The sequence below is a fragment of the Myxococcota bacterium genome (assembly GCA_035498015.1).
Classification (GTDB): Bacteria; Myxococcota_A; UBA9160; order SZUA-336; family SZUA-336; genus VGRW01.
Genome location: DATKAO010000196.1, coordinates 24,043 through 45,686 on the forward strand (window position 1 = coordinate 24,043; position 21,644 = coordinate 45,686).

Annotated in this window: 23 protein-coding genes; 11 read left to right on the forward strand and 12 right to left on the reverse strand. The window is 70.5% G+C overall.

Features of this window, described 5'->3' with window-relative positions; genetic code table 11:
• Window positions 1-5: 5 nt before the first annotated feature.
• Window positions 6-869 (reverse strand): MBL fold metallo-hydrolase, encoded by an 864-nt coding sequence (locus VMR86_17345; GenBank protein ID HTO08817.1) that lies wholly within the window; start codon window positions 867-869, stop codon window positions 6-8.
• Between the two features lie 10 nt (window positions 870-879).
• Window positions 880-1,344 carry a hypothetical protein gene (locus tag VMR86_17350; protein ID HTO08818.1) on the reverse strand — a complete coding sequence of 155 codons (465 nt, stop codon included), beginning with the start codon at window positions 1,342-1,344 and terminating at the stop codon, window positions 880-882.
• 142 nt (window positions 1,345-1,486) lie between these two features.
• Between VMR86_17350 and VMR86_17355 the strand changes: the two genes are divergently transcribed.
• The gene (locus VMR86_17355) at window positions 1,487-2,938 is read left to right on the forward strand and encodes a DUF3300 domain-containing protein (GenBank protein ID HTO08819.1); all 1,452 of its coding nucleotides are present in this window, start codon (window positions 1,487-1,489) and stop codon (window positions 2,936-2,938) included.
• Between the two features lie 15 nt (window positions 2,939-2,953).
• Window positions 2,954-3,919, forward strand: a complete 966-nt coding sequence (locus VMR86_17360; GenBank protein HTO08820.1) for a DUF2950 domain-containing protein — start codon at window positions 2,954-2,956, stop codon at window positions 3,917-3,919.
• Here the strand turns inward: VMR86_17360 and VMR86_17365 are convergent.
• Window positions 3,913-5,763 (reverse strand): hypothetical protein, encoded by a 1,851-nt coding sequence (locus VMR86_17365; GenBank protein ID HTO08821.1) that lies wholly within the window; start codon window positions 5,761-5,763, stop codon window positions 3,913-3,915. The two genes, VMR86_17360 and VMR86_17365, sit on opposite strands and share 7 nt — an antisense overlap.
• Entirely contained in the window at window positions 5,747-7,609 is a 1,863-nt protein-coding gene (locus VMR86_17370) for an alpha/beta fold hydrolase (GenBank protein ID HTO08822.1), read from the reverse strand. The genes VMR86_17365 and VMR86_17370 overlap by 17 nt, the downstream gene beginning before the upstream one ends.
• Before the next feature lie 87 nt (window positions 7,610-7,696).
• Here VMR86_17370 and VMR86_17375 point away from each other — a divergent pair, with 87 nt between their 5' ends.
• The 6 genes from VMR86_17375 to VMR86_17400 all read left to right on the forward strand — a co-directional run bounded on the left by VMR86_17375 (window position 7,697) and on the right by VMR86_17400 (window position 11,582).
• Window positions 7,697-8,197 (forward strand): glycine zipper family protein, encoded by a 501-nt coding sequence (locus VMR86_17375; GenBank protein HTO08823.1) that lies wholly within the window; start codon window positions 7,697-7,699, stop codon window positions 8,195-8,197.
• Window positions 8,198-8,210: 13 nt separating this feature from the next.
• A complete protein-coding gene (locus VMR86_17380) occupies window positions 8,211-9,032 on the forward strand; it encodes a mechanosensitive ion channel family protein (protein ID HTO08824.1) in 822 nt (273 codons plus the stop codon).
• A gap of 1 nt (window position 9,033) precedes the next feature.
• Entirely contained in the window at window positions 9,034-9,588 is a 555-nt protein-coding gene (locus VMR86_17385; protein ID HTO08825.1) for a DUF4136 domain-containing protein, read from the forward strand.
• Window positions 9,589-9,653: 65 nt separating this feature from the next.
• Window positions 9,654-10,271, forward strand: a complete 618-nt coding sequence (locus VMR86_17390) for an outer membrane beta-barrel protein (protein HTO08826.1) — start codon at window positions 9,654-9,656, stop codon at window positions 10,269-10,271.
• 88 nt (window positions 10,272-10,359) lie between these two features.
• Entirely contained in the window at window positions 10,360-10,941 is a 582-nt protein-coding gene (locus VMR86_17395; protein ID HTO08827.1) for an outer membrane beta-barrel protein, read from the forward strand.
• A gap of 17 nt (window positions 10,942-10,958) precedes the next feature.
• Window positions 10,959-11,582, forward strand: coding sequence for a porin family protein (locus tag VMR86_17400; protein ID HTO08828.1), 624 nt, complete (start codon window positions 10,959-10,961; stop codon window positions 11,580-11,582).
• Here the strand turns inward: VMR86_17400 and VMR86_17405 are convergent.
• Both VMR86_17405 and VMR86_17410 read right to left on the reverse strand, forming a co-directional pair.
• Window positions 11,555-12,775 carry an MFS transporter gene (locus VMR86_17405; protein ID HTO08829.1) on the reverse strand — a complete coding sequence of 407 codons (1,221 nt, stop codon included), beginning with the start codon at window positions 12,773-12,775 and terminating at the stop codon, window positions 11,555-11,557. The genes VMR86_17400 and VMR86_17405 overlap by 28 nt on opposite strands.
• On the reverse strand, window positions 12,772-13,824 hold the full coding sequence (locus VMR86_17410) for a phosphotransferase (GenBank protein ID HTO08830.1): 1,053 nt from the start codon (window positions 13,822-13,824) through the stop codon (window positions 12,772-12,774). The genes VMR86_17405 and VMR86_17410 overlap by 4 nt, the downstream gene beginning before the upstream one ends.
• A gap of 54 nt (window positions 13,825-13,878) precedes the next feature.
• On the opposite strand from VMR86_17410, the gene VMR86_17415 reads away from it, so the two are divergent.
• Window positions 13,879-14,928 carry a deoxyhypusine synthase family protein gene (locus VMR86_17415; GenBank protein HTO08831.1) on the forward strand — a complete coding sequence of 350 codons (1,050 nt, stop codon included), beginning with the start codon at window positions 13,879-13,881 and terminating at the stop codon, window positions 14,926-14,928.
• 7 nt (window positions 14,929-14,935) lie between these two features.
• On the opposite strand, the gene VMR86_17420 is transcribed toward VMR86_17415, so the two are convergent.
• From VMR86_17420 to VMR86_17445, 6 genes are all read right to left on the reverse strand, one after another.
• Window positions 14,936-15,127, reverse strand: a complete 192-nt coding sequence (locus VMR86_17420; protein ID HTO08832.1) for an SEC-C metal-binding domain-containing protein — start codon at window positions 15,125-15,127, stop codon at window positions 14,936-14,938.
• Between the two features lie 277 nt (window positions 15,128-15,404).
• The gene (locus VMR86_17425; protein ID HTO08833.1) at window positions 15,405-16,325 is read right to left on the reverse strand and encodes a DMT family transporter; all 921 of its coding nucleotides are present in this window, start codon (window positions 16,323-16,325) and stop codon (window positions 15,405-15,407) included.
• Window positions 16,326-16,336: 11 nt separating this feature from the next.
• Entirely contained in the window at window positions 16,337-17,971 is a 1,635-nt protein-coding gene (locus VMR86_17430; protein HTO08834.1) for an NAD(P)/FAD-dependent oxidoreductase, read from the reverse strand.
• A 7-nt stretch (window positions 17,972-17,978) separates the two neighbouring features.
• On the reverse strand, window positions 17,979-18,962 hold the full coding sequence (locus VMR86_17435; protein HTO08835.1) for an ATP-binding cassette domain-containing protein: 984 nt from the start codon (window positions 18,960-18,962) through the stop codon (window positions 17,979-17,981).
• Window positions 18,963-18,964: 2 nt separating this feature from the next.
• Window positions 18,965-19,765 (reverse strand): ABC-2 family transporter protein, encoded by an 801-nt coding sequence (locus tag VMR86_17440; GenBank protein ID HTO08836.1) that lies wholly within the window; start codon window positions 19,763-19,765, stop codon window positions 18,965-18,967.
• Between the two features lies 1 nt (window position 19,766).
• Complete coding sequence (locus tag VMR86_17445; GenBank protein ID HTO08837.1) at window positions 19,767-20,570, reverse strand: ABC-2 family transporter protein; 804 nt, start codon at window positions 20,568-20,570, stop codon at window positions 19,767-19,769.
• A gap of 84 nt (window positions 20,571-20,654) precedes the next feature.
• Between VMR86_17445 and VMR86_17450 the strand changes: the two genes are divergently transcribed.
• Both VMR86_17450 and VMR86_17455 read left to right on the forward strand, forming a co-directional pair.
• Window positions 20,655-21,365 (forward strand): class I SAM-dependent methyltransferase, encoded by a 711-nt coding sequence (locus tag VMR86_17450; GenBank protein HTO08838.1) that lies wholly within the window; start codon window positions 20,655-20,657, stop codon window positions 21,363-21,365.
• A 45-nt stretch (window positions 21,366-21,410) separates the two neighbouring features.
• Window positions 21,411-21,644 (forward strand): hypothetical protein (locus VMR86_17455; protein ID HTO08839.1); only part of this gene is annotated, 234 nt, incomplete at its 3' end.

The following is a 21,644-nucleotide window of genomic DNA, read 5'->3' on the forward strand; positions in this document are numbered from 1 at the left end:
CCTACTCAGAGGGGAAGGAAGCGGAAGGCGTCGCCCCGACGCTCGACCCGGCCTGCGGGACGGGTCGCGAAGTGAGTCCCGAGGAACAGCGCGCGCGTGTCGGCGGCCCGGCCCAGCATCCGGCGCCGGGTGGCGCGCGCCTGATCGGGGTCCTCGTCGCCGGTCTCGGCCCAGGCGAGCTCCGCGCACTGCACCGGATGGTGCAGGAAGTCACCGGAGACGAGGGCGGTCTCGCCGCGTGACTCGACCCAGAGCGACACGTGGCCGGGCGTGTGACCCGGCGTGGGCTCGAGCCGCAGCCCGCCGCCCAGGTCGAGGTCGGGCGGCACCACGTCGGCCAGCCCCGCAGCCAGGATCGGCGCGATCGAGTCCTCGTACACGCCGTCGATGCCCGGGTTGCTCTCCTTGCGGATCCAGTCGAGCTCGGCCTGCGTGTAGAGGTGCCGCGCGTTCGGGAACGTGGGCACCCACGTGCCGTCGGTGAGCCGCGTGTCCCAGCCGCAGTGGTCGGCGTGCAGGTGCGTGTGGACCACCGTGTCGATGCGCTCCGGTGCGAAGCCGGCGGCCGCGAAGCGCTCGAGGAACGGCCAGCTCTGCATGTTCCAGAACGGCATCGGCCGCGGCTTCTGGTTGCCGACGCAGGGATCGACCAGCACGCGCCGCCCGCGCGACTCGATCACGAACGCCTGCACGCGCAGAGTGACTCGCCCCTGCGCGTCGGCGAAGTCGGGCACGAGCCACGCCGCGTGCCGCGCCACGTCCTCGTCCGAAACACCCACGAAGAACAGGCCGGGGGGAATGTGCGGAGTCTCGTTCTCCACCACGGCGGTCAGCGTGCAGTCGCCGACCTGCCAGCGTTGGACGTCCATTGCGGGCGAGCTACTTGGCCCCCGACTTCGCCGCCGGTGACTCGGGCTCGGCCGGGTAGTAGGGCTCGATCTTCTCGAGGATGCCCTTGGCCTCGTCGAGCTTGGGGCGCGTGACGGCCGTGATGTCCACGCGCTGCGCCAGCACCTCGGTGTCGCGCCGGATCTGCTGCAGCCGCTTGTACGTGGGCAGCGTCTCCTCCATGCCGGCGCCGTCCTTCAGCGACGCGTGCATCGAGGTCGCGGACTGCTCGATCATCCGCAGGTTGTCCATGATCTCGTAGAGCTTCCGCTTGTAGGCCGGGTTGTTGTAGTTGGGGCTTCCACGCACCACGTCGCGCAACCCACTCACTGACTTCTCGAGCTGTCCGGCCAGCGCAGTCACCACCTCTTGGTTCCACGCCTGCGTCTGCGCATGCGCCCCGGTGCTCGCGAAGACCAGGAGCGCTGCCAACGGGACGACGAGTGAGCGGGCCATCGCGGTCTCCCTCTTGCGGTTCGGCCGGCGGCAGCATGGCACGCCGCAAGCGCGCCTGTCGACTGCGAAAACCAGCGATTGCAGAGCGCACGTTCGCCCTCGCGCCCGATCGTGTACGATTTCCCCCTGAGGAGGTTCGGGCATGAGGCGTCGCCGGGCGGTCACTCTCGCGTGGTTCACCGCGATAGTGTTGGGGTGCTCGCAGACCGGCGCGCAGGAGTCACCGCCGGCTCCGCCACAGACGCCGCCGCCCCCGCCGCCCGCGCAGAGTGCGCCCGCGCAGCCCGCCGCCGATCAGGCGAGCCAGCAGAAGCTCAGCGCGAGTGAGATCGAGCAGCTCGTTGCGCCGATCGCGCTCTATCCCGACGACCTGATCGCGAGCGTGCTCATGGCATCGACCTATCCGCTCGAGGTGGTCGAGGCGGCGCGCTGGATCAAGGACCCGGCCAACGCGAAGCTGAAGGGCGATGCGCTCGACAAGGCGCTCGCGAAGCAGGACTGGGACGACAGCGTGAAGGCGCTGGCTCCATTCGCGTCGGTGCTCGAGAACATGGACAAGAACCTCGACTGGACGCAGAAGCTCGGCGACGCGGTGCTCGAGCAGCAGAAAGACGTCATGGACGCGATCCAGCGCCTGCGCGGCAAGGCCCAGGCGGCGGGCAATCTCAAGACCGACGACAAGCAGACGGTCAAGACCGAGACCAACCCGACGACGAACACGCAGACCATCATCATCCAGCCGACGAATCCCCAGACGGTGTACGTGCCGACATACCAGCCCACCGTGGTCTACGGCGGCTGGCCGTACCCGGCGTATCCGCCCTACTACTGGGCGCCGCCGCCGGGAGCCGCGTTCGCGGCCGGCATGTTCTGGGGCGCGGCGATCACTGCCAGCGTCGGCTACTGGGGTCACGCGGGCTGCGGCTGGGAAGGCGGTGACATCAACATCAACAACAGCACCAACATCAGCCGCGGCGACAACACGAACATCGATCGCGGTGACCGCGGAGATCGCGGTGACCGGGGTGACCGGGGCGACCGGGGTGACCGCGGGGACCGTGGCGACCGCGGCGGACGCAACGACAAGGCCGGCAACCGCGGCGGCGGCGGAAACCAGAAGTGGTCACACGACCCCAGTCACCGCAAGGGCGTGAACTACAAGGACAACGCCACGCGCGACAAGTTCGGCAAGGGCCAGGCGCGCGACGCGCAGGCGCGGCAGGACTTCCGCGGCCGCTCGCAGAACGGCGGCGCCGGCAACCGGGCCAACTCCGGTCTCGGCACGGGCGGCAACCGGCAGGGCGTGGGCGATCGCGGCGGCCAGGGCATGGGCACCGGAGGCAATCGCCAGGGTGCGGGCGACCGGGGCAACAAGGGCATGGGCTCGGCCGGCGACCGCGGCGGCGCCAGCGCGTCGAACCGGAGCAGCGGCGCGTTCGACCGCGGCGGCGGCGGCAGCGCGGCGCGCGCCAGCTCCTCGCGCGGCAACAGCAGCTTCGGCGGCTCACGTGGCGGCGGCGGCGGTTCCCGTGGCGGCGGCGGCGGACGGGGCGGTGGCGGTGGCGGACGCGGCGGCGGCGGCCGGCGGCGCTAGCGAGAGGAAACGGAGATGAAGACGACTCACTCGATGACCCGGAGACTCGCGATCGCGTGTGCCGCGGCGTTCCTCGCGCTGGGCGCGACGAGCAAGGTCGCGCCGCAGAAGTTCGACTCACCGGAGGCCGCGGCGGACGCGCTCCTCAACGCGGCCAAGACGTCCGACAACAAGGCGCTGTGGGCAGTCTTCGGCTCGGGAGCCGAGGGCGTGATCGGCTCGGGCGATCCGGTGGCCGACCAGAACACGCGGGACGACTTCGTCACGAGCTACGGGGCCAAGCACAGCATCGAGCGCGACGGCGACACGAAGGCGGTCCTGGTCTACGGCGACGACGACTTCCCCTTTCCCGTACCGATCGTGAAGCACGGGGACAAGTGGAGCTTCGACGTCGAGGCGGGCAAGGAGGAGATCCTCGCGCGGCGTGTCGGGCGCAACGAGCTCGCCGCGATCCAAGTGTGTCTCGCCTACGTCGACGCGCAGCGCGAGTACGCGTCGGTCGACCGCAACCACGACGGCCTGTTCGAGTACGCGCAGAAGCTGATCAGCTCGCCCGGTCAGCACGATGGCCTGTACTGGCCCACCCAGGACGGCGAGCCTCCGAGCCCGGTCGGCGAGCTGGTCGCGAACGCACGCAGCGAGGGTTACTCGATCAAGGGCGGCGGACGGGAGCCGTACCACGGCTACCTGTACAAGTCACTCAAGAGGCAGGGCAAGAACGCGCCGGGTGGCGCCTACGACTACATCGTGCGCGGGCACCAGATCGGCGGCTATGCGCTGGTCGCGTACCCGGCGCAGTATCGCAACTCGGGCATCATGACCTTCGTCGTGAATCACGACGGCGCCGTGTACTCGAAGGACCTCGGCCCGAACACGGCGAAGGTCGCGTCCGCGATGACCAGCTTCGACCCCGACAAGACCTGGAAGAAGGAAGAGGACCTCTCCTCGGGCTCGGAGGCGCCCGCGCCGCCGAGTCAGTGAATGTCGGCGTGCTTGTAGAGGATGCGCCGCACCTCTTCGATGGTCTGCGTGGTCGCCTGAGTCGAGTGACCGCAGGGGCAGACCACGAGCTCGGATTCGACCGGCTCGATGTGCGCGCTGGAGTAGCGCACCACGCCGTCCTCGCCGGTCTGGATCGGCTCCTGCAGCACGGGGATGATCGAGTTCACCCTCACCCAGGACGCGATCGGGAGTGAGTAGAGCGTCCGGAGCCCCGGGTTGGACCAGTCCATGTTGTCGACTGCGGTGGGCATCTTCCACGAGCCGCGCAGCGCGACCTGCTCGCGCAGCTGGCCCAGCTCGAGGGCGGCGTTGGTGAACGCCGCGGGCATGGCCACGAAGCGCCGCGCGAGCATGCCGAGCCAGTTCTCGGCGATGTAGCTGCCCTTGTGCGGCGTGGAGATGAACACCACGCGCTTCACGAACGGCAGCGCGTCGAAGAACACCGCACGCTTCAAAAGCGTGCTCGTGTCTTGGCTCAGCTTCACCGACGTGAACGAGACGCCCGAGATGTTGTTCCAGAACTGGTTCCCGCTGCTCACCACCATGAGCTTGGTGAGCAGCCCGCCCTGGCTGTGGCCGATCACGACCATCTGCCGGAGCGCCGGGTCCTTGCCCTCGGGGTCGATGTCCGAGAGCGCCGCCTCCAGTGACTCGCGCAGGTTCGCCGCCGAAGTCAGCACGGGTTGGCCGCTGTTGTAGACGAAGAACCAGAGCTGGTAGCGGCTCGCCACGCGCGGGTCGCCCAGCAGCTCGTTGCCCATCTCCGCCCAGCGCGCCGGGCTCGACGCGGTGCCGTGCACGAACACGACCGGGATGCGTCCGGGCCGGTAGGGAGTCAGGAAGATCAGGCCCTTGTTCTTGCCCGCGCTGGGCAGCGTGAACTCCGGGCGCCGGAAGCCGGCGATCTCGAAGTCCCACACGGGCGCGTGATCGAGCCGGTAGGCGATCGTGGCGCTGGGCTCGGACTCGAGCGGGACCTGGCGGCCGTCGATCTCGACCGAGGGTGTCTCGTCGGCGTCGTAGATCTCGAGTGACCCCTTCACCTTGGCGCGGTCGAGGCCGGCGCGGGCGTCCGGCATGCGGAGCAGGACCGTCAGCGGCACCTTCGCGTTCGGCGGGATCCAGCGGTCGTGGGCGGTCCCCTCGCCATCGACCTGCGCGGCGACCGCGGCGCCGATGCCCGCGCGGCGATAGCGGTTGCGCAGGCCGTGGATCTTCAGGTCGCGCAGCGACACGAAGTGCTGGAGCTGGTAGCCGCCGTAGCGAAACTCGTGCTCCGGAGGACTCAGCACGAACGCGCCGAAGGGCAGCGGGATCTCGCGCGGCGAGAGATCGAGCGTGGTCTGGTCGTCGCGCTCCGCGGCTGCCAGCCCCTCGGTGATGCCGCGGTTGTACAGGTCGAGCGCCAGGCGGATGTGCCCGTCGTAGGGCGTGGGATTCAGGGCGGGATTCTTCGGGAACAGGAACGCCCAGGCGTAGACCGCCGCTGCGAGATACTCGCCGCGGTCGCCGGTCTTGAGCGCCGACTCGAACCAGAGCTCCGAGAGCGCGAACAGCCGGCCGACCTCGTCGGGGCCGCCCAGCCCGCTCCGGAGCTGCGCGAGCGCCTCGCGCGGGTTCTCGCGGTAGAGATCGGCCAGGCCCAGCCGCTCGAGATACTCGCGCGACAGGCTGGTCGGCTCGTCGCCGGTGAGCGCGCTCTGCCCGAGCTCGAGGTCCGCCTCGCGCGGCGAGACGGGGTCGACGCCGATCGGCGTGGCGCAGGCGACAAAGAGCGCGCTGGCCAGGAGCAGCGCGCCCAGGCGGTCAGTGAATGCCCGCATGCTCGTAGAGGATGCGCCGCACTTCCTCGATCGTGGGTGGAGTGGCCTGCGTGGAGTGACCGGACGGATACACGACGAGCTCCGACTCCACCGGCTCGATGTGCGCGCTCTGATACGCCACCACGCCGTCCTTGGCCGTGGCGTACGGCTCGCTCAGCACCGGGATGATCGAGTTCACCTTCACCCAGGGCGCGATCGGCAGCGAGTACAGCGTGCGCAGGCCGGGGTTCGACCAGTCCATGTTGTCGACGGCCGTGGGCACGCGCCAGCCGCCGCGCAGCGCCGCCTGCTGGCGCAGGGTCCCGAGCTCCGTCACCGAATTGGTGACGGCCGCCGGGAAGTTCACGAACCGGCGCGCGAGCATGCCGAGCCAGTTCTCGGCGATGTAGCTGCCCTTGTGCGGCGTCGAGATGAACACCACGCGAGTCACGAAAGGCAGAGGCTCGAAGAAGGCTGCGCGCTTCAGGAGCGCGCGCGTGTCGTCGCTCATCTTCACGTCTGCGAAAGGCACGTCGCTGGCGTTCTTCCAGAACGCGTCGCCGCTCTTCACCACCAGGAGCTTGGTGAGCAGCCCCCCCTGGCTGTGACCGACCACGACCACGTTCCGGAGCGCGGGGTCCTTGCCCTGCGGGTCCATGTCGTGCACAGCCGACTGAAGTGACTCGCGCAGGTTCGCGGCAGAGACCAGGATCGGCTGACCGCTGTTGTAGATGAAGAACCAGAGCTGGAAGCGGCTGGCGACGCGCGGGTCGCCGAGCAGCTCGTTGGCCATCTCGGCCCAGCGCGCCGGGCTCGAGGCCGTGCCGTGCACGAACACCACGGGGATCCGCCCCGGCCGGTACGGATTCAGGAAGAACAGACCCTTGGTCTTGGCTGCGCCGGGCAGCGTGAAGTCGGGCCGGCGGAAGCCGGCGATCTCGAAGTCCCAGACGGGCGCCTTGTCGAGCCGGTAGGCGATCGTCGCGCTGGGCTCGCTCTCGAGCGGGACGGGCCGGCCGTCGATCTGGACCGACGGTGTCTCGTCGGCGTCGTAGAGCTCGAGTGACCCGTTCACCTTTGCGCCGGCAATGCCCGCGCGCACGTCGGCCAGGCGGACCAGCGCAGTCACCGGAACCTTCGCGTTCGGCGGGATCCACTTCGTGCCCTCGGCGCCGGGCGCTGCCTCCACCTGCGCGCCCAGCGCCGAGCCGATGCCCGCGCGCCGGTAGCGATTGCGCATGCCGCGGATCTCCACGTCTCGCATGGACACGAAGTGTTTCAGCCGGTAGCCGCCGTAGCGGAACTCCGTGGCCGGTCCGGTCATGACGAACGTGCCGAACGGCAGCGGGATCTCGCGCGGCGTGAGATCGAGCACCGTCTCGTCGTCGCGGTCCGGCGCGGCCAGACCCTCGGTGATCCCGCGGTTGTACAGGTCGAGCGCCTGGCGCATGTGGCCGTCGTAGGGCGTGGGGTTCTGGGCCGGGTCCTTCGGGAACAGGAACGCCCAGGCGTAGATCGCCGAAGCGAGATACTCGCCGTGGTCGCCGGACTTCAGCGCCGACTCGAACCAGAGCTCGGACAGGGCGAACAGCCGGCCGACCTCGTCGGGGCCGCCCAGCCCGTTGCGCAGCTGCGACAGGGCCTCATGCGGGTTCTTCTCGTACAGGTCGACCAGCCCCAGCCGTTCCAGATACTCGCGGGAGAGCGTGGTCGTGCGGTCGCCGTTGAGGATGCTCTGACCGAGACCGCGGTCGGCGTCGCGCGCGGACAGATGGGTGACGCCGATGGGCGTCGCGCACGCCAGCACCAGCGTTGCCGCGAAGCCGAACGCCAGCGCCGCGGCGCGCTTTTCTCGCCCCGAGCCCATCGCCGCGGCGAGCGTACGACGGACGCCCCCGCGTAGCCAGCTTGGCGTATGATTCGCGAAGCGGTCCGTCCGCATGGGGAGGATTTCATGAAAGCGGTCAGCGCGTTTGCAGCGGTAGCAGCAGTGTCTGCGGGGCTCGTCGCGAGCCACGCCGCGGCGCAGCTCGTGATCTACCCGGCGAAGAACCAGTCGGCGGAGCAGCAGAGCAAAGACGAATCGGAGTGCCAGACCTGGGCGAAGGGCAACACGGGCGTCGATCCGGTAGCCGTGGCGAACTCGGCCGCGCAGCCCGCGCCGGTAGCTGCGGCACCCCCGGCGCAGGGCCAGCGCGTGCGCGGTGCCGCGCGCGGTGCGGCGGCGGGCGCGGCCATCGGCGCGGTCGCCGGCGACGCAGGCAAGGGCGCGGCGATCGGCGCGACCACGGGCGCGGTCGCGGGCGGCGTGCGCAAGCGGCGCCAGGCCGACGCGGCGAACCAGCAGGCCCAGGCCCAAGGCCAGCAGCAGACCGCGGACCGACAGGCGCAGATGGCCACGTTCAACAAGGCATACACGGCGTGTCTCGAGGGCCGCGGCTACAGCGTGAAGTGAGAGGAAGATCCGGATGCCCCCGACGGACCGACTGACCGACATCTACCAGACGGCGACTCTGTGGCTCGTGCCGTTCGGGCTCAAGGTGCTCGGCGCGATCGCGCTGTGGATCATCGGCCGCCAGCTGATCCACCTGGTCGTGTCACTGATGCAGCGTGGCTTGCGCCGCCAGCCGATCGACCCCACGGTGATCGGCTTCGTCGGCTCGGCGGTCACGGTCACTCTGAACATCATTCTGGTCGTCGCCCTGCTGGGCTTCTTCGGCGTCGAGACCACGAGCTTCGCAGCGCTGCTGGCGGGCGCGGGCCTGGCGGTCGGCACCGCCTGGAGCGGGCTGCTCGCGAACTTCGCGGCCGGGATCTTCCTGATGGTCCTGCGGCCGTTCAAGGCGGGTGACTTCGTGACCGCCGGCGGAATCACCGGCACCGTCGAGGAAATCGGTCTGTTCGCGACCACGCTCAACACGCCCGACAACATCCGCACCTTCGTCGGCAACAACAAGGTGCTGTCCGACACGCTGCAGAACTTCTCGTCGAACCCGTACCGGCGCGTCGACCTGGTCGCGCAGCTCGCGGCCAGCGTCGATCACAACGCGGCGATCCGCATCCTGCGCGAGCGCGTCGCGAAGGTGCCGCACGTGCTGGCCGATCCGGCGCCGTCGCTCGAGATCCTGGAGTTCACCTCGTTCGGCCCGAAGCTGGCGGTCCGCCCGTTCTGCCACAACGACCACTACTGGCAGGTGTACTTCGACACGAACCGGGTGATTCGCGAGGCGCTCGGCGAGGCGGGCTTCCCTGCGCCCGAACAGCTCGTGCTCGTGCGGCAGAGCGCCTAGAGTGAAACGCCGCAGTCTCTCGGTCGCGGTGTGTGTGGGGCTGCTCGCGCTCGCTGCGTGCAGCACGGTCGAGGTGAACTCCGACTGGGATCCGGGGGCCCGCTTGGACGGGCTCCACACCTGGGCCTGGCAGTCGCAGACCCCCACGGTCACGGGCAACGCGCGCCTGGACGACCCGCTCGTCCACGAGCGCATCCAGGGGGCGGTCGAGAAGTCTCTGGCGGCGAAGGGCTTCAGCAAGTCGCTCTCGGGCAAGCCGGACTTCTGGGTGGCCTACCACATCGCCTTGCAGCAGAAGCTGGACGCCCACACGATCTACACCGGCTACGGACCTTACCGGGGCTGGTATGGTGTCGGCGGCGCCCAGACGGTGGTGGATACCTACGACGTGGGTACCCTGCTGATCGACTTCATCAGCCCTGATTCGAACAATGTAATCTGGCGCGGAAGCGGCCAGTCACGTATTCAGGAGCTGAAAACCCCCGAAGAACGGCAGGCTCGCATTCAGGACGCCGTAGACCGTATTCTCAGACAGTTCCCGCCTCAGAAGAAGTAGTCTCGGGAGACGCAAGCGCTGACTCTCCGCGCCAAGGCGCGGCGAAACTGCAAGGAGGGCCACCCATGAGATATCTCGCGATCGCCTCACTGTTCCTCGTTTCTACATTCGCGGCCCACGTGGCGCGCGCGGATGACAAAGACCCGTACGAGCGGTCAGGGGGATACGTCGGGGTCGGCGGCACCTATGGAATCGAGTTCATGAACCACGCCTTCGACGACGCGCTCGCGCCGCTGAATGCGACCACCACGAACTCGTGGGGCGCGCACGGCACGGCGGGCTACCAGTTCTCGAAGTGGATCTCGACCGAGGTCGAGTACGAGTGGATGAAGGGCTTCAACACGCGCGCCGCCGGGGTCGCCATCACCCGGCTGGAGACACAGACCGCGACGCTCAACCTGAAGGTCCACGCGCCCTACCGCCAGTTCCAGCCCTACGTGCTGGTGGGCGCGGGCGCCGGGTGGATCAGCCAGGACAAGAACTTCTTCGGGCAGCTCGACGTGACCTCACCGGCCTTCGTGGCCCGCTTCGGCGCCGGCTTGGACTACTACTTCACGCCGAGCTTCTTCCTGAACGTCGGCTCCGACTTCGTGCTCAACTCGGCACGAGTCTCGCAAGGTGGCGGCAAGGGCCGTGGACTCGACTATCTCGCGACGCAGATCGGATTCGGATACCGCTTCTGAGCTGAATCTCGACGCCGGCGCGGCGCGGAGTCGGAGCGGCTCCGCGCTGCGCCCGCTCGTCGCTGCCTGCCTCGGGCTCGCGGCCCTCTTGTGCGCCTTCTCGGCCAGCGCCGACGAGGGCGATTTCGCGCGGCGCGGCCCGTATTTCGGGGTCGGCGCCTCGCGCGCCATGAACACCTTCGAGCACACCTTCGACGACGCCGTACCCGTCGCCGGAGTCAGCGTGAGCGACACGTGGGGCCTGAACGCGCGCGCCGGCTACCAGTTCGCGCGCTGGTTCTCGACCGAGCTCGAGTACGAGTTTCTCGACGGCTTCGGCGTGCGCGCGGCCGGCGTGCGCGTGGCCGAGCTCACGACTCACGCGATCACCGTGAACGCGAAGTTCAGCATCCCGGCGGGCCGCTTCCAGCCCTACCTGCTCGTGGGCCTGGGTGTGATCGTGCCGGACATCGAGGACAAGTCGTTCGTCGACTTCAGCGCCGACAACGCGCCCGCCGGGCGCCTGGGTCTGGGCGTGGACTTCTACGCGACGCGCAACGTGACTCTCTGCCTCGGCTTCGAGTCGATCGTGAACGGCGCTCGGGTGAAGTCCCGCGTGTCGGGTATCTCGGACGAGAGCCACGGCCTGAACTACGTGGCGCTGCAGCTCGGGCTGGCGTTCCACTTCTGAGCTAGCCTCCCCGCCCGATGAAAACGCGTGTCGCCGCCGCGCTCCTGGTCTGCCTCGTGAGCCTCGTGACTCGCACCGCGCGCGCGGACGGAGAGTTCGCCCGCTCGGGGGCGTACATCGGCGTGGGCGCTTCGCGCTCGCTCAACCTGGTGGAAGACTTCCTGGCCGACGATCCCGTGCTGAAGCACATCGACGCCAGCGACAACTGGGGCGTGAACGCGCGCGCGGGCTACCGCCTGACCTCCTGGTTCGCGCTGGAGGCGGAGTACGAGTGGCTCGACGACTTCAACGTGCGCTTCGGCGGCATCGACCTGGGCACGATCGGCGCCCAGTCGGCCACCGCGAACTTGAAGCTGATCGGACCGTTCGGACGCTTCCAGCCGTATTTCCTGCTGGGCGCCGGCGCAATCTGGGTCTCTGTCCACGACCGCTTCGGCGCGATCGACGTCACGAGCCCCGCCTTCGCGGGTCGCGTCGGCATCGGCATGGACGTGTTCCTGACGCAGAGCTTCTACCTGAACGTCGGGGCCGAGGGCCTGCTCTCTCCCGCCAAGGTCAGCCTGAATACCGGCAGCCTCGACGCCTCGGCGCACGGCGTGGGCGCGGTGAACATTCAGGCCGGGCTCGGCTGGCGCTTCTGAGCGGCGCGCCCCACGGCCAGCGCCGCCCCCGCGGCCAGGGCCGCGAGGCCCGCGCCGGCGACCAAGGTGGCGCGCAGCCCCAGTGACTCGCCCAGCCAGCCGCCCGCCGCGGCACCCGCCAGCATGGCGGCGCCGTTCAACAGCCGCAGCGCGCCGCCCACGCGCCCCAGCAGGTGTCCGGGCGTGATGCGCTGGCGCAGGCTGCGCTGGTGCACCTCGTACAGCACGTAGCCGCCGTCGCCCACGACTTGCTGCGCCGAGACCGCGGCGACACCGAGCAGTGTCGCCCCGGGCGCGGCCGAGAGCACGAGCGGCCCGGCCGCGTACAGCGCGAGGCCCGCGACCATCGCCGGTCCGCCCGCGAGGCGCTCGGGCACGCGGTCGGCGAGCAGGGCGCTCGTGAGCGAAGCCACCGCGCCCAGCGCCGCCAGCACGCCGATCACGCCCGCGCCGAAGCCGAGCTCGCGGTACACGAACAGCATGTAGACCGTGCCGACCATCTGGCCGGCGGCCCCTGCCAGCATGCCGGCCGCGGCCACGCCGCGCAGCACGGGCACGCGGCCGATCTCGCGCACGCCGGCGAACAGCTCGCTCGCGCGGCGCCGGCCGGGTGCCGGCGGCGCAAGCTCGGGCTCGGGCGTGCGGATGCGCGCGATCATTGCCGCCGACGCCAGGTAGCTGAGTGCGTCGGCGAGCAGCGCGACCGGCGCCGACAGCCACTGCACGAGCCAGCCGCCCAGCGCGAAGCCGAAGGCCTCGGCGCTCGAGTCACCCGCCTGCAGCCGGCCGTTCGCGCGCACGAGCTCCGCGGGCGGCACGAGCGTCGGCAGGAGCGCGTGCTCCGCCACGTCGAACGCGAAGTCGAACAGCCCGCGACAGAACGCGAACGCGACCAGGTGAGTCATGGTGAGCGCGCCCGCGAAGGCCGCCGCCGGCACCGAGACCAGCAGCACGGCGCGCGCCAGGTCGGCAGTGACCAGCACCGGGCGCCGCCGCACGCGGTCGATGCCGTGCGCCGCGAACAGCCCGAGCGCGAGCCCGGGGATCAGCGCCGCCGAGTTCAGCGCCGCGAGCTGGCCCGGAGTGGCGTGCAGCAGCTCGATCGCCGCCAGCGGCAGCGCGAGCGCCGTCAGCATCGAGCCGAAGTTCGAGACCGTGGCCGCAGCCAGCAGCCGGACGAAGTCGCGGTTCACGCGCCCAGTGACTGCGCGATCTGCCAGCCGGCGACCGCGAGCGGACCGACGCTGCTCGCCAGCAGCGTGGCGTGCTCGCTCGAGGCCGTGCCGTCGCGCACGCGCCCCTGGATGCCCTGCAGGATGCACGCGTTGCGGAACAGGTGGAACGCGCGGTACCAGGCGAACGACTCGATCGACGGACGCCCGGTGCGCCGGCAATAGCTCGCCGCGTAGGCATCGAGCGAGGGCAGGCCGAACGCCTCGAGGTCCAGCCCGCGGAACGCGCCCAGCTCGAACCACGGCATGCACAGGTAGGTGAAGTCACCGAGCGGATGACCCAGGGTCGAGATCTCCCAGTCGAGCACGGCGACCACCCGTGGCTCGCTCGGGTGGATGATGACGTTGTCGAGCTTGAAGTCGCCATGGATGATCGACGTGTCGTCGCCCGGCGGAATGCTGCGCGGCAGCCACTCGGCGAGCCGGTCCATCTCGGGCTGGGGCGCCTCGACCGAGGCGTAGTACTGCTTCGACCAGCGCGAGATCTGGCGCGTGAAGTAATTGCCGGGCCGCCCGTAGTCTTCGAGCCCGAGCCGCTCGGGGTCGAGCGCGTGCAGGCGGGCCAACACCTCGCAGAGTGAGTCGTAGATCGCGAAACGCTCGCGCTTCGACTGGTCGGGCAGGTGCGGCTCCCAGAACACGCGGCCTTCCACGCACTCCATCACGTAGAACCAGGTGCCGATCACCGAGTCATCGGTGCAGAGCGCGTGGGTGCGCGGCACGGGCACGCCCGAGCCCTGCAGCGCCGACAGCACGCGGTACTCGCGGTCCACGGCGTGCGCCGAGGGCAGGAGCTGGCCGGGCGGCTTGCGCCTCACCACGTAGCGCGTGCCGCCGGCCGCCACGCGGTAGGTCGGATTGCTCTGGCCGCCCTTGAACTGCTCGACCTCGAGCGCGCCGCGAAAGCCGTCCACGTGCTCGCGCATCCAGGCCTCGAGCCGGGCGCGGTCGAACCGGTGTCGCTCGCGCACCGGTTCGGTACCGGAGAAGATCTCCTGCCGTTCCCCCATGAGTGGCCCGTATCCTACGCTAAGCTTCGCGCGCGTTTTCCTGGGAGACCCCCGATGAAGATCTCCGAGTTCATCCAGCACCACTATCGGCACTTCAACGCCGCGAGCGTCGTGGACGCGGCCGAGGCCTACAAGAAACAGCTCGAGGGCGGCGGGAAGATGTTTCTCGCCATGGCCGGCGCGATGAGCACCGCCGAGCTCGGCCTGTCACTCGCCGAGATGATCCGGCGCGACAAGATCCACGCGATCTCGTGCACCGGGGCGAACCTCGAAGAGGACGTGTTCAACCTGGTCGCGCACGACCACTACAAGCGCATCCCGGGCTGGCGCAACCTGACCCCCGCGGACGAGAAGGCGCTCGAGCGCGCCGGTCTCAATCGGGTCACCGACACGTGCATCCCCGAGGACAAGGCGTTCCGCGCGATCGAGAAACACGTGCTCGACCTGTGGCTGCGCGCCGACCAGCAGAAGAAACGCTACTTCCCGCACGAGATCCTGTACCAGCTCCTGCTCGAGGGTCGGGTGCGTGACTCGTACCAGATCGACCCGGCCGGCTCGTGGCTGCTCGCGGCGGCCGAAAAGAACCTGCCGATCTTCGTGCCCGGCTGGGAGGACTCGACGCTCGGCAACATCTTCGTGTCTCACGTGCTGTCGGGGGAGCTGTCGAACTTCCAGATCGTGAAGGGCGGGCTCGAGACCATGGCCGAGCTGGCGCGCTGGTACGTTTCGACCACCATGGGCAAGTCCCTCGAGGAGCTGCCGCAGGTGGAAGTCACCGGGCACGATGCGGTCGGCATGCGCGCCATTCCGGGCTCGAAGGCGCGCTCCACGGTCGGCTTCTTCCAGATCGGCGGCGGCATCGCGGGTGACTTCCCGATCTGCGTCGTGCCCATGATCCACCAGGACCTGCGCCGACCGTGCCCGTACTGGGCGTACTTCTGCCAGATCAGCGACTCCACCACGAGCTACGGAAGTTACTCTGGCGCATTCCCGACGGAGAAGATCACCTGGGGCAAGCTCGACGAGGCGACGCCGATGTTCCTGATCGAATCCGACGCCACGATCGTGGCTCCGCTGATCTTCGCCTCCGTCTTGGGCTGGTAGGGCTCCACTAGGCCCCGTGGCACTTCTTGAACTTCTTGCCCGAGCCGCACGGGCAGGGGTCGTTGCGGCCGATCTTCGGCTCGCCGCGCACGTACGGCGCCTGCGGCTCTTCGTCGTGGTCATCGTGGTGGTGGTGCGAGTGACCGTGCTCTAGAGCGTGCTCGAGGTCCTCGAGTGAGTCGTTCACCGCGTTGCGCAGGCGGGCGAGCTTGTCGCCGCTGGTGCGCGCGGCGAACGCGACCAGCGCCTTCAGCACCGGGCCGACGTGCCGCGCGAGCGAGTCACCAGGCTCGAATCGCTCGGGCACCGAGTGGAACAGCCAGCCGTGCACGTCGCCGGTGGAGAGCTGCGCGAGCGGCCGGCCGACCTCGTCGAGCGCCGCGCGCAGCCGGTGCGCGATCTCACGGCGCTCGTCCTCGCTCGGGCCCGAGATCGCGGCCGCCTCTGCGGAGCGCAGGAAATCTTCGAGCTCGAAGCTACTCACGAGCGGTCACACTCGGGTTCAAGGCGAAAGTCAGTACGCCCGCGGCGGCGAGCAGGAACCCGCACAGCTCGCGCAGGCTGACGTGCTCGCCCAGGACGAGATAGGACACCCCGAGCGACAGGATCGGCGCCGACGGCACCACGATCGCCGTGGCGCGCGGCAGGTCGAGTCGTTTCACGGCCGCGTACCACGCGAGAGTCCCTCCGAACGACAGCAGCGCTCCTTGTAGCGCGACGATCGGAAGAAAGCTCCCGAGATCGGAACGCGGGGGCAGCGCGGCCGGACCGTCGAGCGCGAGCCACGCCACGGCGAGGGCGAGGCTCCCGTAGACGTAGCGCGCGCCCGAGAGCTGCAGCGGGTCGAACGTGGTGAGCTGCTTGAGCGCGATCCAGTGCGAGGTCTGCCAGGCCAGGGGCGTCGCGAGCAGGAACGCCAGCCCCAGCCAGGGGGAGCTCGGCGCCGTGCCGATGGCCAGCGCGATCCCGGCGGCGATCGCGAGCACGGCCGCGATGCGCCGCTTGGCCGTCGGATAGCCGAGCACGAAGCGCGTGCCGATCAGCGAGTAGATCGGCTCGGTCTGCACGCAGAGCGCGGTCTCCACGGCCGTGGAGCGCTGCGCGCCCGAGTAATACAAGAGAAACGCCACGGCCGTGCCGAGCGTGCCGATCAGCACGAGCCAGCGGAAGTCGCGCAGCAGGAGCCGCAGCTTGCCTTGCGCGACCAGGAACACGAGACAGACCAGCGCCGCGAACGCGCTGGTGAAGAGCGCGATCGTGAGTCCGTCGGCGTGCGCGGTCGTGAGCTTCGCGACCGCGGGCACGAACGCGCTGTTCACGACGCAGTAGCCGGCGAAGGCGAGGCCGGAGGCATCGCCGCGCCGGCGCGTCAGGGACTCACTCGCGCTGCTCTCCACCCCACCCTCGCTCAGGCGCGCAGTATAGACGGCAGCCCGTCGCGCAGCAGCGCCTGGGCGGCGCGCGCGCCGTCGATCGCGGCGCTCATGATGCCGCCCGCGCTGCCCGCGCCCTCACCCACCGGGAACAGGTTCGAGAAGCCGCGCGCGCGCAGCGTCTCGGGGTCGCGCGCGATGCGCACCGGCCCCGAGCTGCGAGACTCGACGCCGACCAAGAGGCCCGACTCGGTCGCAAAGCCGGGGAGCGTGCGCTCGAATTGGCTGAGCGCCCGACGCAGGGCGTCGCGCACGAGCTCGGGCAGGAGTGAGTCGACGCGCGCGGGTCGTGTGCCGAAGCGGTAGCTCGAGCGGCCGGTCGCGGCGGACACGGCTCCCGCGAGAAAGTCGGGCGCGCGCTGCGCGGGCGCCGTGTAGTCGCTGCCGCCTGCTTCGAACGCGCGGCGCTCGAGCGCCTCCTGCAGCTCCACGCCCGCGAACGGGCCGTCGCCGAATTCGCGCGGCCCCAGCGTGGTGACCACGGCCGCGTTGGCCCACGGGGACGAGTGGCGCGAGTTGCTCATGCCGTTCGTGCACAAGAGCCCGGGCGCCGAGACACTCGCCACGATCTGTCCGCCCGGACACATGCAGAAGCTGTGCGCTCCCGGCGCGCCCGCGCCCGGCCGGCAAGTCAATGCGTAGTACGCGGGCCCGAGCGAGCGCGCCTCGGCCGAATCACCGTAGCGGCCCAGGTCGACCAGCGTCTGGGGGTGCTCGATGCGCACGCCGAGCTGGAACGGCTTGGCCTCGACGGGCAGCCCCTGCGCCGCGAGCGCGCGCCAGGTGTCGCGCGCGGAGTGACCGGGCGCGAACACGAGCGCGGCACAGGGCAGCTCGCCCGCGGGAGTCACCAGCGCCGTCACGGCGCCGCTCTCGATGCGAAGCTCGCCGACCCGCGTGCGCCAGTGGAAGCGCACGCCCGCCGACTCGAGGCGCCCGCGCAGGGCCGGCAGCACGCGGTGCAGCCGGTCGGTGCCCACGTGCGCGCGGGCGTCGTACAGGATGTCGGCAGGCGCGCCGCACGCCACGAGCTCCTCGAGCAGCGGCACCTCGAGCTCGTGCTCGACGCGCGTGTAGAGCTTGCCGTCCGAGTAAGTGCCCGCGCCGCCCTCGCCGAACAGGAGGTTGCTCTCGGGGTCGGGCACGCGCGTGCGCTGGAAACGGGCGAGGTCCCGGCCGCGCTCGCCGAGCTCTGCGCCCCGGTCGACGAGGTCGACCGGCACGCCGTTGCGAGCGAGCACGAGCGCCGCGAACAACCCGGCCGGGCCCGCGCCGAGCACGGCCACCCGCCGGCCCGCGAGCGAGGCGTGCACGCGCTCGAGCTCGATCCGGCCCGGCTCCGGCGCCGGCACGACCCGGCCCGTGCGCTCCGCGCGCGCGAGTGACTCGGAGCGGAAGCCCGCGTCGACCACGAGGTCCACGTGCACCACGAAGCGCAGCTGCCGCACGCCGCGCACGCGCCGCGCGTCGACCGACTTGCGCGCGATGCGCAGGCCGCGCAGTGCGTCGGCGGGAACTCCGGCCGCCGCGAGCGCGCGCTCGCGCAGCACCGACTCGGGCTCGCCGATGCCGAGCTCCAGGCCGAGCACGCGCCAGGTCGCCAGGGCCAAGGGACGGTCAGCGCTCGGCCGAGCGGCGGTACAGCTCGGCGACGATGCGCTCGATCGGAGTCTCTTCGAGGGTCAGGTCGGCGATCGGCGCGCGCTCGGCGAGCCAGGCGATCAGCCGCGCCGCCGGGATCCGGTCGCGGTCGAAGCGGATCACGAGCCGCGTGCGCGCGCGCTCCTCGAGCTGCGCCCCGTCGGGCAGCCCGCCCGCCGGCGCGTCCGTCTCGAAGTCGACGCTGAGCCGGCGCTCGGCGGTCACCGTGCGCCGCACGTCGTCCACCGAGCCGTCGTAGACCACGCGTCCGTGATCGATCAGGATCATGCGCGGGCAGAGTCTCTCGATGTCGGCCAGGTCGTGGGTGGTGAGCAGGATGGTCGTTCGGCGCTCACGGTTCTCGGCGGCGAGAAACTCGCGGATCGCCTCCTTCGCCACCACGTCGAGGCCGATCGTCGGCTCGTCGAGGAACAAAATGCGCGGCGCGTGCAGCAGCGCCGCGCCCAGCTCGCAGCGCATGCGTTGCCCGAGCGAAAGCTTCCGCACCGGCACGTCGAGCAGCGCGCCGACCCCCAAGAGCTCCGACAGGCGCGCGAGCTGCTCGCGGTGCTCGCGCTCCGGCGTGCCGTATACGTGACGCAGAAGTGTGTAGGACTCGATCACCGGCAGGTCCCACCACAGCTGGGTGCGCTGCCCGAACACGGCCCCCAGCCGCGCGGTGTGTGCGATCCGGTCGCGGCGGGGCTCGAGACCGCCGACCAGCGCGCGACCTCCGGACGGCTCGAGCACGCCGGTCAGCATCTTGATCGTGGTCGACTTGCCGGCGCCGTTGGGGCCGATGAAGCCCACGAACTCGCCGTCGGCGATCCGGAACGAGACACCATCGACCGCGCGCACCAGGTCGGACTGCCGTTCGACCAGGTTGCGGAACGCGCCCAGGAACCCGCGGTGGTGCCGCGCGACGCGGAAGGTCTTCTCGAGCTTCTCGACCTCGATCACGCTCAGCTCCCCGTCGACTCGTAGCGCCGCAGGCCGCGCGCAAACGCCGCCATGCCCAGGCCCATGCACGCCAGACACGCGAACGGCGACAGCCAGGGCAGCGCCACCGGCCAGCCCGCCGACTCGGTGCGGCCCAGCGCCGCCAGCGCCGGGAAGTAGTTCGCAAACGCGAGGGGCACGCCCCAGGTGATCGCGCGCCGGAACCAGTCGGCGTAGATCGACACCGGGTACGACAGCGCGGCGCTGCCGCCGTAAGTCAGGATGTTCTGCAGCTCCGACGCCTCGCCCAGCGTGTAGAAGGCGGACGCCGCGCCCAGCATGACCACGCCGGCGAAGCAGGCGATGCCCCCGAGGACTCCCAGGCCCACCCAGGCCAGTGACTCGGGCCCGAGACGCAGCGCGGCGCAGGCCAGCACCAGCACGACCAGGCCCTGCGCGATGCGCGCCAGCTTGCGCGCCTCGAATTCGTACGCCGCGACCTGCAGGATCAGCGAGCGCGGCCGCAGCAGCAGCCGGTCGAGGTCGCCGCGCAGGAGATACACCGTGAAATTCTCGAAGCCGCGCAGGGTCACCTCCACCGTGCCCCACGACGTGGCCACCATACCGTAGAGCAGCGCCAGCTCGGGGAAGCGCCAGCCGTCCAGGTGCCCGAAGTAGCGCGCGAGCACCCAGACCGGCGCGAGGTCCGACACGATCACGCCGAAGTCGATCGCGCTGCGCAGCGCGAACGAGCCGCGGTACTGCATCTGCGAGCGCAGGCCCGCCGAGGCCATGTGGAGATACAGCCGGATCGCGTCGAGCACGCTAGCCCCCCTGCGTCACGAGCCGGCGCAGGCCACGGGTCTCGAGCAGCCGACCCAGCGTCGCGAGCGCCGCTGCCCACACGACCTGGTGCAGCAGGCCGAACGCCAGCGCGCCGCCCGACAGCCGCCCTGCGAGCAGCGCCACGGGCGTGTAGAGCGTGGCTCGGAACGGCAGCGCGTCGGCCAGCCAGCGCAGTGTCTCGGGGTAGAAGTCGAGTGGCACGAACACGCCGCCCAGGAAGCTGTTCACGAACACGATCGCCGAGAGCTCTGCATTCGACGACTCGCGCCAGAACGCCGACGAACAGGCGGCGAACCACAGCCCCGCCGACACGGCGAGCGACAGCGCGAGTGACACGGGGAACAGCGCGAGCTCCCAGCGCAGCGGCGGCAGCAGCCCGTACACGAGCCAGCCCGCCGCGAACACGGCTGGCGCGCGAGTCAAGAGATAGTAGAGCCCCGTGCCGTACCGCTCGGCCAGCTCGCGCCCGTAGAGAGTCACGGGCCGGAGCAGGTCCGAGACGATCTCACCGGTGCGGATGCGCTCGCCCAGGTTGAAGCGCCAGTCGGGGAAGATCCCGATCACCATCAAGAGTGATTCCGACGCGGCGAAGTACAGCACGGCGTCCTGCGGCCGCCAGCCGGCCGCGTCGCCGCGCGCCCGGAAGAACGCGAGCAGCACCTGCGCGTGGACCAGGAGGAAGAAGAAGTTCACGGCCACGCCGGTCCAGTTGGCCAGCCGGTAAGTCGCGCGCCGCTGGAACGCGAGCCGCGCGAACTGGAGGTAAGGGCGCAGCGATCCCATCGGGCCCCTCCGCGCGTCGACCGCCCGCCGGCGGTCGAACCGGGCGGGGATGGTTAGCGGATCCCCGGTATCCTGCAACCGGCGATGCCCGCGAACGAGCTCTCGCGCGAGTGGTACGAGACCTTTCTCGACCCCATCCCGGCCGAGCTGACCGAGTCCGAGGTGGCCTGGATCGAGCGCCAGGCGCCGCCCGGGCAGTTCCCGCGGGTGCTCGACGTGTGCTGCGGACCCGGCCGGCACACCGCCGCGCTCGCGCTGCGGGGCTACCAGGTGCTGGGCGTGGACGCGAACGGCGACGCGCTGGCTCGCGCCGTCCTTTCCGCGCCGCGCGCTGCCGCCTTCCGCCGGCTGGACATGCGCTCACTCGACTCACTGGCCGAGTCGTTCGATCTGATCACGAACCTGTGGCACAGCTTCGGCTACTTCGACGACGCCGGAAATGCCGACGTGCTGCGCCAGATGGGCGCGCGCCTGCGGGTGGGCGGGCGGCTTTTGATCGACCTGTACAACCGCGACCACATCGCGACGCTGCCGCTGGTGGAGAGCTACGAACGCGGCGGCCGGCGCGTGGCGAGCCGCCGCTCGTGGGACGGGCCGCGCCACCGGGTCGAGCTCGAGTACGAAGGCGGCGGCCGGGACGAGGTCGAGTTCCGCCTGTACGACCCGGCCGAATTCGCCGCGCTCGCGCGCGGCGCGGGTCTCGGCCCGAAGCTCGCCTGCGCCTGGTTCCGGGAGTCACTCGTCCCGAGCGCCGAGCACGCGCGCATGCAGTTCGTGCTCGCGCCCGAGCCATGATGCAGAGCGCGGCGCGAGCGGCGCTGTCGCGCGGCCGAAGCCGGGGTGCGCCGGGCGATCCGCGGCCTGCTCGAAGAGATGCAGGAGCGCGCGCTCGCTCCGTGCGGCGCGGGGGTCGTCGTCGTGCGCCCGGTCGACCCCGCGCGCGTGCGCGGCGCCCATGCGCGCGCGCACGCGGCCGAGCGCCAGCTGTATCTCGACGCGGTGCTGGCCTGCTTCGCGCAAGCCGACGTGCCCATCGTCGTCTCGGTCGACGAGCGGGTGCGGGCTGAAGCGGCC